Genomic DNA, 15,848 nt, shown 5'->3' on the forward strand with positions numbered 1-15,848 from the left:
TCGAGCCTAGCGCAATGGTCAGTCCAGGCTGCGGATGCTGACCTTGGAGGTGCCATCGGCCACCATGTCGAGGCGATCGGCCGCACTGCGTGACAGGTCGATCACCCGGCGACGCACCGTCGGGCCGCGATCATTGATGCGGACCACTACGCTGCGACCGTTGGCCAGATTGGTGACCTGGACCCGGGTGCCGAAGGGCAGGGTGCGGTGGGCCGCGGTCAAGGCGTTGGGATCGTACTTCTCGCCGCTGGCGGTGCGGCGACCGGCGTGCCACTTGGAGTAGAAGGACGCCATGCCGGTGTCCTGATAGTCATGGGCCGCGCTGGAGGATAGCGGTGGCGGGAAGCTCTCATGACTGGCGCAACCAGCGAACAGCAGGACCAGCGACAGCAGTCCGGCACGGTGGATCCGATGCATCTCGATGCCTCCTGGCAAAACGACCGGCAGCAGCTTAAGGGGTCGGACCGAGACTGTCAGCCCAGGTCCGTAACCCCGTGCGACTGCCGTCAGCCTTCCAGTTTCTGCTTGAGCAACTGGTTGACCTGGCCGGGGTTGGCCTTGCCCTTGGAAGCCTTCATCGCCTGGCCGACGAAGAAGCCGAACATCTTGCCGCGCTTGGCTTCGTCGCTGGCGCGGTATTGCTCGACCTGGGCGGCGTTGGCCGCCAGGACCTCGTCCAGCATGGCCTCGATGGCGCCGCTGTCGGTGACCTGCTTGAGGCCCTTGGCTTCGATGATGGCATCGGCGCTGGCGCCTTCACCGGCGGCCAGGGCTTCGAACACCATCTTGGCGATCTTGCCGGAGATGGTGTCGTCCTTGATGCGCAGGATCAGGCCGCCCAGCTGGGCCGCGCTCACCGGTGCCTGGCCGATCTCCAGGTCCTGCTTGTTGAGCAGGCTGGACAGGTCGCCCATCACCCAGTTGGCGGCCAGCTTGGCATCGCCGCTCACCCGCTGGACCTCCTCGAAGTAGTCGGCCAACTCACGGCTGGCGGACAGCACGCTAGCGTCATAGACCGACAGGCCGTATTCGTTTTGGAAGCGATCACGCTTCTCGGTCGGCAGCTCGGGCAGCTGGCTGCGCACCTCGGCCAGGAAGGCCGGCTCGATCACCACCGGCAAGAGATCGGGGCAGGGGAAGTAACGGTAGTCGTTGGCTTCTTCCTTGCTCCGCATGGAGCGGGTTTCGTCCTTGTTGGGGTCGTACAGGCGGGTTTCCTGCACCACCTTGCCCCCGTCCTCGATCAGTTCGATCTGGCGCTGCACCTCGTGGTTGATGGCCTTTTCGATGAAGCGGAAGGAGTTGACGTTCTTGATCTCGGCACGGGTGCCGAAGGCTTCCTGACCCTTGGGGCGCACCGAGACGTTGCAGTCGCAACGCAGCGAGCCTTCGGCCATGTTGCCGTCGCAGATGCCCAGGTAGCGCACCAGGGCATGGATGGCTTTCACATAGGCCACGGCTTCCTTGGCGCTGCGGATGTCCGGCTCGGAAACGATCTCCAAGAGCGGCGTACCGGCGCGGTTCAGGTCGATGCCGCTCATGCCGTGGAAGTCTTCGTGCAGGCTCTTGCCGGCGTCTTCTTCCAAGTGCGCTCGGGTGATGCCGATGCGCTTGACGGTGCCATCTTCCAGGGTGATGTCCAGGTGGCCCTTGCCAACGATGGGATGATCCATCTGGCTGGTCTGGTAGCCCTTGGGCAGGTCCGGGTAGAAGTAGTTCTTGCGCGCGAAGACGTTGCGCTCGGCGATCTCGGCATCGATGGCCAGGCCGAACTTGCAGGCCATGCGCACGGCCTCGGCGTTGAGCACCGGCAGGGTGCCGGGCATGCCGAGGTCGACCAGGCTGGCGTGGGCGTTGGGCTCGGCGCCGAAACTGGTGGCGCTGCCGGAGAAAATCTTCGATTGGGTGCTGAGCTGAGCGTGGATCTCAAGCCCGATCACGGTTTCCCATTGCATGTCTCTATCCTTCCTCAGAAGCCGCTCGGCGCCTGGCGATGCCAGTCGCTGACCTGCTGGTACTGGTGGGCGACGTTGAGTAGCCGGCCTTCCTGGAAATAGTTGCCGAGCAGCTGCACGCCCACCGGCAGGCCGTCGACGAAGCCGGCCGGCATCGACAGGCCGGGGATGCCGGCGAGGTTGGCGGCGATGGTGTAGAGGTCTTCGAGGTAGGCGGAGACCGGATCGTTGCTCTTCTCGCCGAGTTTCCAGGCCAGGTTCGGCGTGGTCGGGCCGAGGATGACGTCGACCTCGGCGAAAGCCGCGACGAAGTCGTTCTTGATCAGCCGGCGGATGCGCTGGGCCTTGAGGTAGTAGGCGTCGTAGTAGCCGGCCGACAGGGCATAGGTGCCGACCATGATGCGCCGCTTCACCTCGGCGCCGAAGCCTTCACCACGGGACCTCTTGTAGAGATCCTCCAGGTTGACCGGATTCTCGCAGCGATAGCCGAAGCGCACGCCGTCGAAGCGCGACAGGTTGGAGCTGGCCTCGGCCGGGGCGATGACGTAGTAAGCCGGAATCGCGTGCTGCAGCGTGGGCAGGGAGATGTCCTTGACGGTGGCGCCGAGCTTTTTCAGCGCCTCGACCACGGCCAGCACCTTGTCACCGATGCGGGCATCCAGCCCGGCGCCGAAGTATTCCCGCGGCAGGCCGATGCGCAGGCCGGTCAGCGGCTGCTGCAGGGCGGCGCGGTAGTCGTCCACCGGCTGGTCGACGCTGGTGGAGTCCTTGGGATCGAAGCCGGCCATGGCCTGCAGCAGCAGGGCGCAATCCTCGGCGGTGCGGGCCAGGGGGCCGCCCTGGTCGAGGCTGGAGGCGTAGGCGATCATGCCCCAGCGCGAGACGCGGCCGTAGGTGGGCTTGATGCCGGTGAGGTTGGTCAGGGCCGCCGGTTGGCGGATCGAGCCGCCGGTGTCGGTGCCGGTGGCAGCGGGCAGCAGGCGCGCGGCCACGGCCGCGGCGGAACCGCCGGAGGAGCCACCCGGGACGCGGGTGAGGTCCCAGGGATTCTTCACCGGGCCGTAGTGGCTGGATTCGTTGGCCGAACCCATGGCGAATTCGTCCATGTTGAGCTTGCCGAGGGAAACGGTACCGGCCGCGGCCAACCGCTCCACCACGGTGGCGTCATAGGGCGCCTTGAAGCCGGTGAGGATCTTCGAGCCGCAGCTGGTGAGCACCCCCTGGGTGCAGAACAGGTCCTTGTGGGCGAGGGGCGCACCGAGCAGGGCGCCGGTCTCGCCCGCGGCGCGGCGGGCGTCGGCGGCGCGGGCCTGGGCCAGGGCCGCATCGGCGGTCACGGTGATGAAGCTGTTTAGCTGGGGATCGAGCTGCTCGATCCGCTGCAGCAGGCCGCGGGTCAATTCCTCGGCGGAAAAATCCTTCGCGGCCAGGGCGGCGGCGATCTCGGTCAGGGTCAGCTGATGCATGTCGTGTCTCACTCGATCACCTTGGGGACCAGGTACAGGCCGGCTTCCACCGCCGGGGCGATGGCCTGGTAGGCCGCGCGCCGGTCGCCTTCGGTGGCCTGGTCGGGGCGCAGCCGCTGGGTGGCTTCCAGCGGGTGGGCGAGGGGATCGATACCCGTGGTGTCCACGGCCTGCATCTGGTCGACGAGGCCGAGGATGTCGTTGAGGGTAGCGGTGGTAGCGGCGAGATCCGCTTCATCGAGACCCAGACGGGCCAGGTGAGCGATCTTTTCGACGTCGGTGCGTTCGAGCGCCATCGGCTTCTCCAAGCAGGAAGGCGGCGTGACCCGGTTGGCGGCCGCGTATGCTGGAGACGGGCTGGGCGGGTCGGGCGCCGCGTTGAACAGGGGCTTAACGGCCCGGAAAAGCTCTCAATCTAGCATATCGGCGCCTTGCCCTAAATCCCTGCGATTGTTAGAGTCTGCCGCACTTTTTTACCCGCACGTTTGTCCTGTCGCGTGCCTGCTTGTCACCGCCTAGGGTCACCTCATGTTCAAGAAATTGCGTGGCATGTTCTCCAGCGATCTGTCGATCGACCTGGGAACCGCCAACACCCTGATTTATGTCCGCGAGCGTGGCATCGTGCTCAACGAGCCGTCCGTCGTCGCCATTCGTACCCATGGCAACCAGAAGAGCGTCGTCGCCGTCGGTACCGACGCCAAGCGCATGCTCGGTCGGACGCCGGGCAACATTTCCGCCATTCGCCCGATGAAGGACGGTGTCATCGCCGACTTCAGCGTCTGCGAAAAGATGTTGCAATACTTTATCAACAAGGTGCACGAGAACAGCTTCCTGCAGCCCAGTCCGCGGGTGCTGATCTGTGTGCCCTGCAAGTCGACCCAGGTCGAGCGTCGCGCCATTCGCGAATCTGCGCTGGGCGCCGGTGCCCGCGAGGTGTTCCTGATCGAGGAGCCCATGGCCGCCGCCATCGGCGCCGGTCTGCCGGTCGAGGAAGCCCATGGTTCCATGGTCGTCGACATCGGTGGCGGCACCACCGAGATCGCGCTGATCTCGTTGAACGGCGTGGTCTATGCCGAATCCGTCCGCGTCGGCGGTGATCGCTTCGACGAAGCCATCGTCACCTACGTGCGTCGCAACTACGGCAGCCTGATCGGCGAATCCACCGCCGAGCGCATCAAGCAGGAAATCGGCACCGCCTATCCAGGCGGCGAGGTCCGCGAGATCGACGTCCGTGGCCGCAACCTGGCCGAAGGCGTACCGCGCAGCTTCACCCTCAATTCCAACGAGGTGCTCGAAGCCATGCAGGAATCCCTGGCGACCATCGTCCAGGCGGTCAAGAGCTGCCTGGAGCAGTCGCCGCCGGAACTGGCCTCCGACATCGCCGAGCGCGGTCTGGTGCTGACCGGTGGTGGCGCCCTGCTGCGCGACCTGGACAAGCTGCTGTCGCTGGAAACCGGGCTGCCGGTGATCGTCGCCGAAGACCCGCTAACCTGCGTGGCCCGTGGCGGCGGCAAGGCGCTGGACATGATGGATCGCCACGCCATGGACCTGCTGTCCACCGAATAAGGCAGTTCCAGGCTACAGGCCCCGCTCCGGCTGCCCCTGGCGGCCGGAGCGCTGGGCGCGTTCTGCGAGGAACTCACCATCAAGCCGATTTTCAGCAAAAGCCCGGCGCTGGGCATTCGTCTGCTGATCCTGGCCGCCCTTTCGGTGGGTGTCATGGTCACCGACGCGCGCTTCGACTACCTGAAACCGGTACGCAGCGAACTGGCGCTGGTCCTCTCGCCCCTCTATGAGGTGGCGGGCTTTCCCCTGCGCGCCTGGGAAGGCGTCAGCGATCAGTTTTCCAGCCGCACCGAGCTGATGGCGGAAAACGAGCGCCTCAAGGCCGAACAGCTGCTGCTGCAACGCCGCCTGCAGAAACTCGCCGCCCTCACCGAACAGAACGTGCGTCTGCGCGAACTGCTCAATTCGGCCGCCCTGGTGGATGACAAGGTGCTGGTCGGTGAACTGATCGGCGTCGACCCCAATCCCTATACCCATCGCATCATCATCGACAAGGGCGCGAAGGACGGCGTCTTCGTCGGCCAGCCGGTGCTCGACGCCAGCGGCCTGATGGGCCAGGTGGTGGAAGTGATGCCCTATTCGGCGCGCGTCCTGCTGCTCACCGACGTGACCCACAGCATTCCGGTGCAGGTCAATCGCAACGGCCTGCGCGCCATTGCCGTCGGCACCGGCAACCCCGAGCGCCTGGAACTGCGCTATGTGGCCGACACCGCCGACATCAAGGAAGGCGATCTGCTGGTGAGCTCCGGCCTGGGGCAGCGCTTCCCGGCCGGCTATCCGGTGGCCACGGTATCCAAGGTGATCCACGATTCGGGGCAACCCTTCGCCGTGGTGCGCGCCATTCCCACCGCCAAGCTCAATCGCAGTCGCTACATGCTGCTGGTGTTCAGCGATCCCCGCACCCCCGAGCAGCGCGCCAATGACGCTGCCGAGGCGCAGGAAGCCGCGGATCGCCACGCGGCCCAGCGTCCGGCCGCCCCGGCGAATCCGCCCCCGGCCGGGGCCTCTGCCGCGCAACCGGCGGCAGCCAGCGCCACGCCGGCGCCCGCGGCCACCACGGGCAATCGCACCGCGACCCCCACCAAGCCGCCGGCAGCGGCCCAGGGCAGTAGCGCGACTCATCCCGCCACGCCGACCAAGCCTCCGGCGAACGCCAACGGCAGCACCGCTCATCCGGCCACCGCCACCAAGCCACCCGTCCACGGGGCGACCGGTACCCCTGGGCAACCGGCGGCAGGCGGTCAGGCGCCAGGCCGCACTCAGCAACCCGCACCGGAACTGCCGGACGAGGGTGATCGTTGATGGCGCTGCGCATCGGCCACAAGGGGTGGGTAATCTGGCTCACCCTGCTGGTCGGCTTGCTGCTGTCCGTCGCGCCCATGCCGGAATTCATGGAGATCGGCCGCCCGCTGTGGCTGGCCATGCTGCTGACCTTCTGGACCCTGACCCTGCCGCATCGCGTCGGTCTGTTCACCGCCTGGGTGATGGGCATCGCCGAAGACGTGCTCTATGGCAACCTGCTGGGCCAGACCGCCCTGGTGTTGAGTCTGGTGGTGTTCCTCGTCCGTTCCCTGGCGCAGCGATTGCGCGCCTTTCCCATCTGGCAACAGAGCTTCGTGCTGCTGGTGATCTACGGCATCGCCCAGCTGCTGGCACTGTGGCTCAACGCCCTGGCCGGCAGCCGACCTCCGACCCTGGTGTTTCTCACTCCCTCGCTGGTCAGCGCGCTGCTCTGGCCGTGGATCTATCTGTTGCTCCGCGGGCTGCGCTTCAGATTCGGCGTCAACTGAACTGGTTTCGCGGGTCCCGGACTGGCATGCTCCCGTCATCTTCCTGTCGTCTGGTCGTCGTCGATGCCCCAGCTCTACCTTGCCTCCGCTTCGCCTCGTCGCGCCGAACTGCTCGAACAGATCGGCGTCGCCTTTCAGAAGGTCGCTGCGGCGGTGGACGAAACCCCCCATCCCGGCGAGGCGGCGGACGCCTATGTCGAGCGCCTGGCGCGGGCCAAGGCGGCGATGGGCTGGCAGGTGCTGGCCGGTGCCTCCGCCGGCTGCGTGCTGGGCGCCGACACCTGCGTGGTACTCGATGACCAGCTGCTCGGCAAGCCCCGGGATCGCGCCGACGCCCTGGCCATGCTCGCCGCCCTCAGCGGGCGCCGACACCGGGTGGTGACCGGCGTCGCCGTCGCCGATGGCGAGCGCTGCCTGAGTCGCGTGGTATCCGCCGAGGTGGAATTCCGCCCCCTGGCGCCCGGGGAGGCCGAACGCTACTGGGACACCGGCGAGCCGGCCGACAAGGCTGGCAGCTACGCCATCCAGGGCGCCGGCGCGGTGTTCGTGCGTGGCCTGCAGGGTAGCTACAGCGCCGTCGTAGGGCTGCCGCTGTGCGAAATCGCGGAACTGCTGAGCGCTTTCGCCATCCCTTGTTGGCGGTCTGTCGGACGGCCGACCATCTAGTCCTGAGGCGCCTGGCGCCTTGGTCCCCTTTCTGCCCTTCCACGTCGTCCAAGAGTCCTCCATGAGCGAAGAGATCCTCATCAACATCACTCCCATGGAGTCCCGTGTCGCCGTCGTGGAAAACGGTGTGCTGCAGGAGGTGCACGTCGAGCGCACCCTGAGACGCGGCATCGTCGGCAACATCTATCGCGGCCGGGTGGTGCGGGTGCTGCCGGGCATGCAAGCGGCCTTCGTCGACATCGGCTTGGCCCGCGCGGCCTTCATCCATGCCGCCGAGATCTCCCAGCGCGAAGGCGCGGCGGTGGAGAGCATCAATGCCCTGGTGCGCGAGGGCCAGACCCTGGTGGTCCAGGTCACCAAGGATCCCATCGGTACCAAGGGCGCGCGCCTCACCACCCATCTGTCCATCCCCTCGCGCTACCTCGTCTATATGCCGCGCACCTCCCACGTCGGTATCTCGCTGAAGATCGAGGACGAAGCCGAGCGCGAGCGGCTCAAGGCGATCATGGCGCGCTGCGTGGAGAGCGAGGGCATCGAGCACGAAGGCGGCTTCATCCTGCGCACCGCCGCCGAGGCGGCGCGCGAAGAAGACATCCTGGCCGATATCCGCTATCTGCGTCGGCTCTGGCAGCAGATCTCCGGCAACCTCCAGGGGCCGACGCCGGTGCCCATCTACGAAGACCTGACCCTGGCCCTGCGCGCCCTGCGCGATCTGGTCGGGCCGCGCACGGAAAAGATCCGCGTCGACAGCCGCGAGAATTTCCAGCGCATCGGCCAGTTCGTCGAGGAGCTAATGCCCGAGGTGGCGACGCGGCTGGAGCACTATCCGGGCGAACGGCCGATCTTCGACCTCTATGGTGTGGAAGACGAGATCCAGAAGGCTCTGGAGCGCAAGGTGCTGCTCAAGTCCGGTGGCTATCTGGTGATCGATCCCACCGAGGCGATGACCACCATCGACGTCAATACCGGCGCCTTCGTCGGTCATCGCAATCTGGAAGAGACCATCTTCAAGACCAATCTGGAGGCGGCCACCGCCATCGCTCGCCAACTGCGGCTGCGTAATCTCGGTGGCATCATCATCATTGATTTCATCGACATGGAAGACGAAGAGCACCAGCGCCAGGTGATCCGCACCCTGGAAAAGCAGCTCGAACGCGACCATGCCAAGACCAACATCATCGGCATCACCGAGCTGGGTCTCCTGCAGATGACCCGCAAGCGCACCCGCGAGAGCCTTTCCCAGGTGCTCTGCGAGCCCTGCGCCAACTGCCAGGGGCGCGGCATTCTGCGTACCGCCGAGACCATCTGCTACGAGATCTTTCGTGAAATCCTGCGCGAGGCGCGGGCCTACCAGGCCAATTCCTATCTGGTGCTGGCCAACCAGAAGGTGGTGGATCGGCTGCTGGACGAGGAGTCGGGCAACGTCGCCGATCTCGAAGCCTTCATCGGCCGTACCGTCAAATTCCAGGTGGAGACCATGTATTCCCAGGAGCAGTACGATGTCGTGCTGCTCTAGGTCCGCGCCTTGATGGCCCTGTTCAAGCGCGGCGCGCTGGCTCTGGCGCTGCTGCTGCTCGCCCTGGTGACCCTCTATATGGGCCTGGGGCGGCTGCTTATGCCCTGGGTCGGCGAATACCGTAACGAAGTCGAGACGCGCGCCGCTGCTGCCCTGGGCGAACCGGTGCGCCTGGGGCGACTCGAGGGGCGCTGGGCCCGCTGGAATCCGGTGCTGATCCTGCGCGACCTGAGTCTCGGACGCGGCGAAGGTACGGTGCAGCTGGATCATCTCAAGGTGGTGCCGGATGTCCTTGGCAGCCTCTGGCATCGCCAGCTGCGGCTCAAGTCCGTGCAGATCGACGGGGTCCATCTGGTGCTGGAGGAGGATGCCCAGGGGCACTGGCAACTGCGCGGCCTGCCGCCGCGAGCGCCGGATGCCAAGCCCTTCGATCCGGGTCCCGTGCTCGATGGCCTGGCGCGGCTGGGCCATGCCAGTCTGCTGGACAGTCAGCTCAGTCTGATCCCCCAGCAGGGTTCCCCGGTGACCCTGAGGTATGCCGAGGCCAGCCTGTCCCGGCAGCTCAGCGGCGCCCTGGAATTGGCGACGCGTTTCCGCCTGCCCGATGGCGGCACGGTCGCGGCGCACTTCAGCGCCATGCCACGTCCTGAGAACTGGCGCGCCAGTGGGCTGGAAGGCTATGTCAGTTTGCCCGTCAGCGACTGGTCTCGCTGGGTCCCGGGCACCCTGACCCGACAATGGCAATTGCGCCGTGCCCAGGCGGAAGGCGAGCTCTGGTTCGCCTGGGCCGAAGGGCGGTTGCAACGTTCCCACCTGCGCCTGAAGGCGGATGAACTGACCCTCGCCTATGCCGACCATACCCCGGTGCGCCTGCAGGCCCTGACCCTGGACGCCGACCAGCAGGCCGGCGATGCCAACCGGTACAACGGGGCTCTGGCGCTCAAGACCCAACTCGACGGCAAACCGCTGGAGGCACGCTATGGTCTGGGCTATGACAGCACCGCCCAGCACCTGCAGGTCCGTGGCGACCAGTTGGATCTCAAGCAGGCTGCCCGGCTGGCCCGGGACCTGGCGCCCTTGCCGGCGCCGGTGGTCCAGGCGCTCCAGGCGTTGGCGCCCCATGGCCAGCTGCGCAATCTCAACGCCGACTTGTATCTGCAGAAGCCACTGCGCGAGCGGCTTTCCTATGCGGCCAACCTGGAGCGGGTGGGCTTTGCCGCCTATCGTGGCGCCCCGGCCGCCGAGGGCGTCACCGGCAGCCTGAGCGGCAGCCTGGGCGGTGGCGAATTGCGCCTGGACAGCTCCGACTTCATGCTGCACCTGAGCGATCTCTTCCCTGAGCCCTGGCGCTATCGTACCGCCAAGGCGCGGCTGACCTGGAGTCTCGACGACCAGCGTTTCACCCTGGGCAGTGCCCTGATGCAGGTCACCGGGCCGGAGGGCGCGGCCAGTGGCGACATGCACATCCAGCTCGGCCTGCACCCCGAGGTGGACAGCTACATGGACCTGCGCGTCGGCCTCAAGGACGGCGACGCCAGCTACACCCGCAAGTATCTGCCCACCAAGCTGCCGGCGACCGACTTCAGTCCGGAACTGGCTCAGTGGCTGACCACCGCCATCGTCGGCGGCCGCATCGACGAGGCCATCTACCAGTACCAGGGCTCCCTGCGCCATGGCTCGCCTCCGCACTCGCGCACCATGAGTCTGTTCTTCCGCGTGCACGACGCCCAGCTGGCCTATCAGCCCGGCTGGCCCGCCCTGCGCGAGGCGCGTGGCGATGTCTTCATCGAAAGCGACGGGGTCAAGGTCCAGGTCCCCGAGGGACGCATTCTCGACACCCGGGTCAGAGACGTCGAGGCGCGCATCCCGCTGCTGCACGATGGCAGCGCGCCGCATTTGCGTCTCTCCGCCCGACTCGACAGCAGCGTGCGCGATGGCCTGAAGATCCTCCAGGATACGCCGCTGCCGACCGCCAAGGTCTTTGCCGGCTGGAAGGGCGAGGGTGCGCTGAACAACAGCAGCCTGAATCTGGATATCCCCCTGGCCAAGGGGCAGCCACCGGTGGTGGTGGTCGAGCTGACGCCGGACAAGGCGCGCCTGGAACTGGCCGATCCCCAACTGACCCTCACCGACCTGCGCGGCAGCTTTCGCTACGACACTCGCAGCGGCCTCAGCGCCCCCGACATCCAGGCGCGGGTCTTCGACCAGCCCATCCGCGGGCAGGCGCTGGCCGAGGGCAAGCCCGACGATCCCCGCACCCGGCTGGTGGTGGACGGCCGCGTCGACGTCGACCAGCTGGCGCGTTGGCTGGGTAGCGAAGGGCGACCCCTTCCGGCGCGTGGCCTGCTCGGTTATCGCCTCGGCCTGACCCTCGCCGAGCACAGCGAACTGGCCGTCACCTCGGATCTACGCGGGGTGACCATCGATCTGCCGGCACCCTTCGGCAAGAGCGCCGAGGAGACGCGCGAAGGCTTCTTCAGCCTGGCGCTCAACGATGGCGAGCGCCGGGTGGAGGCGACCTACAAGGGCCTCGCCGATGCCGTGCTGATGCTCGATCCCAAGGCCATCGCCAAGGGCCGCGGCGAGATCGTGCTGGGGGGCGGCACCGCCAATTTGCCCACTGCCCTCGGCTACAATCTGCGCGGGCAACTGGCGGAATTCGATCTGGCCGCCTGGCAGGACGTCTACCAGCGCTATGGCAAGGCCAGTGCCGGTGGCGGTGGTAGCGCAGGGCAGGGCGGTGGCAATACCCTGGACATCTCCAGCCTCGGGCGGGGTGATCTCAGCTTCGGGCGCTTCCTGGCCTTCGGTCAGCAGATCGACAACCTGCGCCTCACCTACGAACCCCTGGGTACTGCCTGGCAACTCGGCCTGGCCAGCCAGACCATCGCGGGCCAGGTGCGCATTCCCCGCCAGACCGGCCAGCCGATCGACATCAACCTGCAGCACCTGCGCATTCCCCAGACCCCGGCAGATCCCTCGGTGGAAAGCGACGCGCCCCGTCCCGATCCGCTGGCTGACGTCGATCCGCGCACCCTGCCAGCGCTGAATCTGGTCATCGACCGTTTCGAACTGGGTGGGCGCCTGGTCGGCGCCCAGCGCCTGCAGCTCAGGCCGTCGCCATCCGGCGCCAACTTCAATGCCCTGGATCTCGACCTGCGCGGCCTCAAGGTCATGGGCGCCCTGCGTTGGGAAGGCGCACCGGGTGCGACCCACAGCTACTACCAGGGACGTCTGTCCGGCGGCAACATCGCCGACATCCTGCTGGGCTGGAATTTCGCCTCCAGCGTCACCAGTCGCGATTTCCGCCTGGATGCCCGGGTCGACTGGCCTGGCTCGCCGGCCCATGTCGCCCTGGCCCGACTCAATGGCAGTCTCGATGCCCGCTTCAACGATGGCCAGCTGCGCCAGGTGGAAGGCACGGCTTCGGCGCTACGCATCTTCGGCCTGCTCAACTTCGAGTCCATCCGCCGCCGCCTGCGCCTGGACTTCTCCGATCTGTTCGGCAAGGGCCTGAGCTACGACAGCATCACCGGCGTGCTCGACGCCCAGCAGGGCGCCTTCCGCACCCGCAAGCCCATCAGCCTCAGCGGGCCGGGTGCCGAGATGAGTCTGCAGGGCCTGCTGGACATGGCCAGCAACCGGGTCGACGCCAACCTCAAGGTCGGGCTGCCGGTCAGCAACTCCCTGCCGCTGGCCGCGCTGATCGCCGGGGCGCCGGCCATCGGCGGCGCGCTGTTCATCGTCGATCGGCTGATTGGCGACCGCATCACCCGCATGGCCAGCATCAACTATCACATCGAAGGCCCCTGGCAGAATCCGACCATGACCACGGGCAAGCGCGATTGAGCATTGCCCTGCGGTCGCCCCGCTGCTTAGGATGGACGCTCCCTTCTGGAGTGCCTGCATGTCCATAGCCATCCTGCAGATGGTCAGCGGCCCCGCGGTGGCGGCCAATCTGCGCGCTGCCGAGCGACTGCTCGAACGCGCCGCCAACGCCGGTGCGCAACTGGCGGTGCTGCCGGAAAACTTCGTCGCCATCGGCCATTCGGCTCCCGCCGAACTGGCCCGAGCGGAGGCGCTCGGCGAGGGCGAGATCCTGCCCTGGCTGTCCAGCCAGGCGCGTGAACGAGGCCTCTGGCTGCTCGCCGGCACCCTGCCGCTGTTGCCCGACGGTGCCACTGAGGGCAAGCCCTGTGCCTGCTCGCTGCTGTATGACGACCGGGGGCAGCGCATCGCCCGCTACGACAAGTTGCACCTCTTCGATGCCGACGTCAGCGACAGCCAGGGCAGCTATCGCGAATCCGATCACTATGCCGCCGGTGAGACCCTCACGGTGGTGGATACCCCGGTCGGCCGCCTGGGCCTGACCGTCTGCTACGACCTGCGCTTTCCCGAACTCTACGGCGCCCTGCGTGCCGCCGGGGCGGAGCTGATCAGCGCGCCTTCGGCCTTTACCGTGCCCACCGGCCAGGCCCATTGGGAGCTGCTGCTGCGTGCCCGGGCGGTGGAGACCCAGAGCTATCTGCTGGGTGCTGCCCAGGGCGGCATCCATGCCAATGGCCGCACGACCTGGGGCCACGCCATGGCAGTGGATCCCTGGGGCGAGATCCTGGCCGTCCAGGCCAGCGGCGAGGCGGTGTTGCTCATCGAACGCGATGCCGAGCGCCAGGCCGAGTTGCGGCGGCGGATGCCCGTTACCCAGCACCGCCGCTTCGCACCGGCGCGCCTGGCCGAACGGCAATGACGGCCATTGGTCTTTTGCATCAGGGACCCGAGACGTCCGCGAGTAGGCTAGAGGCCAGCTCGCGACCCCTTCATCGTTCCGGCGCCCCTGTTGGCGTCGTCTGGAGTTTCCATGAGTGATTACCTGAATAGCGTCGGCTCGGCCCTGCTGGGCCCCGGCGGACTCGCGGTGGACGATCTGCAACCCGTGCTGCAGCGTCTGGCCGGGCCCGGCATCGACGCCGCCGACCTGTATTTCCAGAGCATCGTCTCCGAGTCCTGGCTGCTGGAAGACGGCATCGTCAAGGAAGGCGGCTTCCACCTCGACCAGGGCGTCGGGGTGCGGGCGCTGTCCGGCGAGAAGACCGGCTTCGCCTACAGCAACGCCATTACCGGCGAGGCCCTGGATCTGGCCGCCCAAGCCGCGCGTTCCATCTCCCGTAGCGGCGTCGAGGGCCAGGTCCAGGCATTTCGTGCGGTAGAACCCGCGCAGCGCCTCTATGGCCAGGACAATCCCCTCGATGTGCTGGATCGCGCCACCAAGGTCACCTTCCTGAAGCAGCTGGACGAGGCCACCCGTGCCCTGGATCCGCGCATCCAGCAGGTCACCATCAGCCTGGCCGGGGTCTGGGAGCGCACTCTGGTGGCCGCGGTCGACGGCACCCTCGCTGCCGATGTGCGCCCGTTGGTGCGCCTGGGCGTCAGCGTCATCGTCGAGCAGAACGGCCGCCGCGAGCGCGGCAACAGCGGTGGTGGTGGTCGCTGCGACTATCGTTACTTCCAGCGTGACGACCGCGCCCTGGGCTATGCCCGCGAAGCGGTCCGCCAGGCGCTGGTCAATCTGGAGGCCACGGCGGCCCCGGCCGGTACCCTGCCGGTGGTGCTGGGCGCCGGCTGGTCCGGCGTGCTGCTGCATGAAGCGGTCGGCCATGGCCTGGAAGGCGATTTCAACCGCAAGGGCAGCTCCAACTACAGCGGCCAGCTCGGGCGCCAGGTAGCCTCTTCGCTGTGCACCATCGTCGACGACGGCACCCTGCCGGATCGCCGTGGGTCCCTGTCCATCGACGACGAGGGCACGCCCAGCGGCTACAACGTGCTGATCGAGAATGGCATCCTCAAGGGCTACATGCAGGACAAGCTCAACGCCCGGCTGATGGGCGTGGCGCCCACCGGCAATGGTCGCCGCGAGTCCTATGCCCACCTGCCCATGCCGCGCATGACCAACACCTACATGCTCGCCGGCCAGAGCGATCCGGCCGAGATCATCGCCTCGGTGGAGAAGGGCATCTATTGCGCCAGCCTGGGTGGCGGTCAGGTGGACATCACCAGTGGCAAGTTCGTCTTCACCACCAACGAGGCCTACCTGATCGAGAACGGCAAGCTCGGTCGTCCGGTGAAGGGCGCCACCCTGATCGGCAACGGACCCGAGGTCATGAACCGCGTGTCCATGGTCGGCAACGACCTGGCGCTGGATGCGGGGGTAGGGACCTGTGGCAAGGACGGCCAGTCACTGCCGGTGGGCGTGGGTCAGCCGACGCTGAAGATCGACGCCATCACCGTGGGCGGCACCGGCGCCTGATGCGGGCACCGGCCGTGGCCGTAGCGGACAGAAACCTAGCGCAGACCGCGCTGGGTTTCGTCGAGGGTGCGGATGTACTTGAAGACCTTGCGCGCCGCCGCGGGCGGCTTGTTGTGCGCCGCCTCGTGCTGGGCATGGCGTACAAGGCCGCGCAGATGCTGGCGATCGGTCTCCGGATACAGCGCCACGAAGGCTTCCAGCGCCTGGTCGCCCTCGGCGATCAGGCGGTCACGCCAGCGCTCCAGGGCGTGGAAGCGCTCGTTGTACTGCCGCGTCGAAGTGTCCATCTGGTCGACCAGCGCCAGGATGGCTTCCAGGTCCTGGTCGCGCATCAGCTTGCCCAGGTACTGGACATGCCGTTTGCGCGCAATGTGGGTCTTGTGCTTGGGCGCCTCGGCCAAGGCCTTGCGCAGCGGATCGGTCAGCGGCAGGCGGTCCAGCTGCTCGGCCGGCAACCCGGCCAGGCGTTCGCCCAGCTCCTGCAGCGCGTGCAGTTCGCGCTTGACCTGCGTCTTGCTCTTTTCGCCCAGCGGCGCGTCGTCGTCGTAAGAATCAACCATGAACTATGGGGTCCAGCTAAGAATG

General features: G+C 67.0%; 13 protein-coding genes. 8 read left to right on the forward strand and 5 right to left on the reverse strand.

The genetic code is table 11. The features are described 5' to 3' along the window. Positions 1-18: 18 nt before the first annotated feature. From FEZ61_RS22770 to gatC, 4 genes are all read right to left on the reverse strand, one after another. Positions 19-417 carry a septal ring lytic transglycosylase RlpA family protein gene (locus FEZ61_RS22770; RefSeq protein ID WP_017642388.1) on the reverse strand — a complete coding sequence of 133 codons (399 nt, stop codon included), beginning with the start codon at positions 415-417 and terminating at the stop codon, positions 19-21. Positions 418-506: 89 nt separating this feature from the next. Further along, positions 507-1,955, reverse strand: coding sequence for an Asp-tRNA(Asn)/Glu-tRNA(Gln) amidotransferase subunit GatB (gatB, locus tag FEZ61_RS22775; RefSeq protein ID WP_017642387.1), 1,449 nt, complete (start codon positions 1,953-1,955; stop codon positions 507-509). A gap of 14 nt (positions 1,956-1,969) precedes the next feature. Then, positions 1,970-3,421, reverse strand: coding sequence for an Asp-tRNA(Asn)/Glu-tRNA(Gln) amidotransferase subunit GatA (gatA, locus tag FEZ61_RS22780; RefSeq protein WP_160923723.1), 1,452 nt, complete (start codon positions 3,419-3,421; stop codon positions 1,970-1,972). A gap of 8 nt (positions 3,422-3,429) precedes the next feature. Next, positions 3,430-3,717: an Asp-tRNA(Asn)/Glu-tRNA(Gln) amidotransferase subunit GatC gene (gene gatC / locus FEZ61_RS22785; protein WP_017642385.1), complete on the reverse strand. Its 288-nt coding sequence runs from the start codon at positions 3,715-3,717 to the stop codon at positions 3,430-3,432. A gap of 232 nt (positions 3,718-3,949) precedes the next feature. Here gatC and mreB point away from each other — a divergent pair, with 232 nt between their 5' ends. From mreB to tldD, 8 genes are all read left to right on the forward strand, one after another. Continuing rightward, positions 3,950-4,987: a rod shape-determining protein MreB gene (gene mreB / locus FEZ61_RS22790; RefSeq protein ID WP_007159533.1), complete on the forward strand. Its 1,038-nt coding sequence runs from the start codon at positions 3,950-3,952 to the stop codon at positions 4,985-4,987. Positions 4,988-5,074: 87 nt separating this feature from the next. Next, positions 5,075-6,289, forward strand: coding sequence for a rod shape-determining protein MreC (mreC, locus tag FEZ61_RS22795; RefSeq protein ID WP_173150563.1), 1,215 nt, complete (start codon positions 5,075-5,077; stop codon positions 6,287-6,289). Next, positions 6,289-6,777, forward strand: a complete 489-nt coding sequence (mreD, locus tag FEZ61_RS22800; RefSeq protein WP_173150444.1) for a rod shape-determining protein MreD — start codon at positions 6,289-6,291, stop codon at positions 6,775-6,777. The genes mreC and mreD overlap by 1 nt, the downstream gene beginning before the upstream one ends. Positions 6,778-6,840: 63 nt before the next feature. Then, the gene (locus FEZ61_RS22805; protein WP_173150446.1) at positions 6,841-7,443 is read left to right on the forward strand and encodes a nucleoside triphosphate pyrophosphatase; all 603 of its coding nucleotides are present in this window, start codon (positions 6,841-6,843) and stop codon (positions 7,441-7,443) included. Between the two features lie 61 nt (positions 7,444-7,504). After that, the gene (gene rng, locus FEZ61_RS22810; RefSeq protein ID WP_017642380.1) at positions 7,505-8,959 is read left to right on the forward strand and encodes a ribonuclease G; all 1,455 of its coding nucleotides are present in this window, start codon (positions 7,505-7,507) and stop codon (positions 8,957-8,959) included. A 12-nt stretch (positions 8,960-8,971) separates the two neighbouring features. Then, positions 8,972-12,808: a YhdP family protein gene (locus tag FEZ61_RS22815; protein WP_173150448.1), complete on the forward strand. Its 3,837-nt coding sequence runs from the start codon at positions 8,972-8,974 to the stop codon at positions 12,806-12,808. Between the two features lie 58 nt (positions 12,809-12,866). Then, positions 12,867-13,706, forward strand: a complete 840-nt coding sequence (locus tag FEZ61_RS22820) for a carbon-nitrogen hydrolase family protein (protein ID WP_173150450.1) — start codon at positions 12,867-12,869, stop codon at positions 13,704-13,706. A 111-nt stretch (positions 13,707-13,817) separates the two neighbouring features. Then, positions 13,818-15,263: a metalloprotease TldD gene (gene tldD, locus FEZ61_RS22825; RefSeq protein WP_017642377.1), complete on the forward strand. Its 1,446-nt coding sequence runs from the start codon at positions 13,818-13,820 to the stop codon at positions 15,261-15,263. Between the two features lie 35 nt (positions 15,264-15,298). Here tldD and yjgA read toward each other — a convergent pair whose 3' ends face one another. Then, positions 15,299-15,823, reverse strand: a complete 525-nt coding sequence (gene yjgA / locus FEZ61_RS22830) for a ribosome biogenesis factor YjgA (RefSeq protein ID WP_173150452.1) — start codon at positions 15,821-15,823, stop codon at positions 15,299-15,301. Positions 15,824-15,848: the final 25 nt, after the last annotated feature.

Source organism: Pseudomonas sp. MS15a(2019), assembly GCF_013277805.1.
Lineage (GTDB): Bacteria > Pseudomonadota > Gammaproteobacteria > Pseudomonadales > Pseudomonadaceae > Chryseomonas > Chryseomonas benzopyrenica.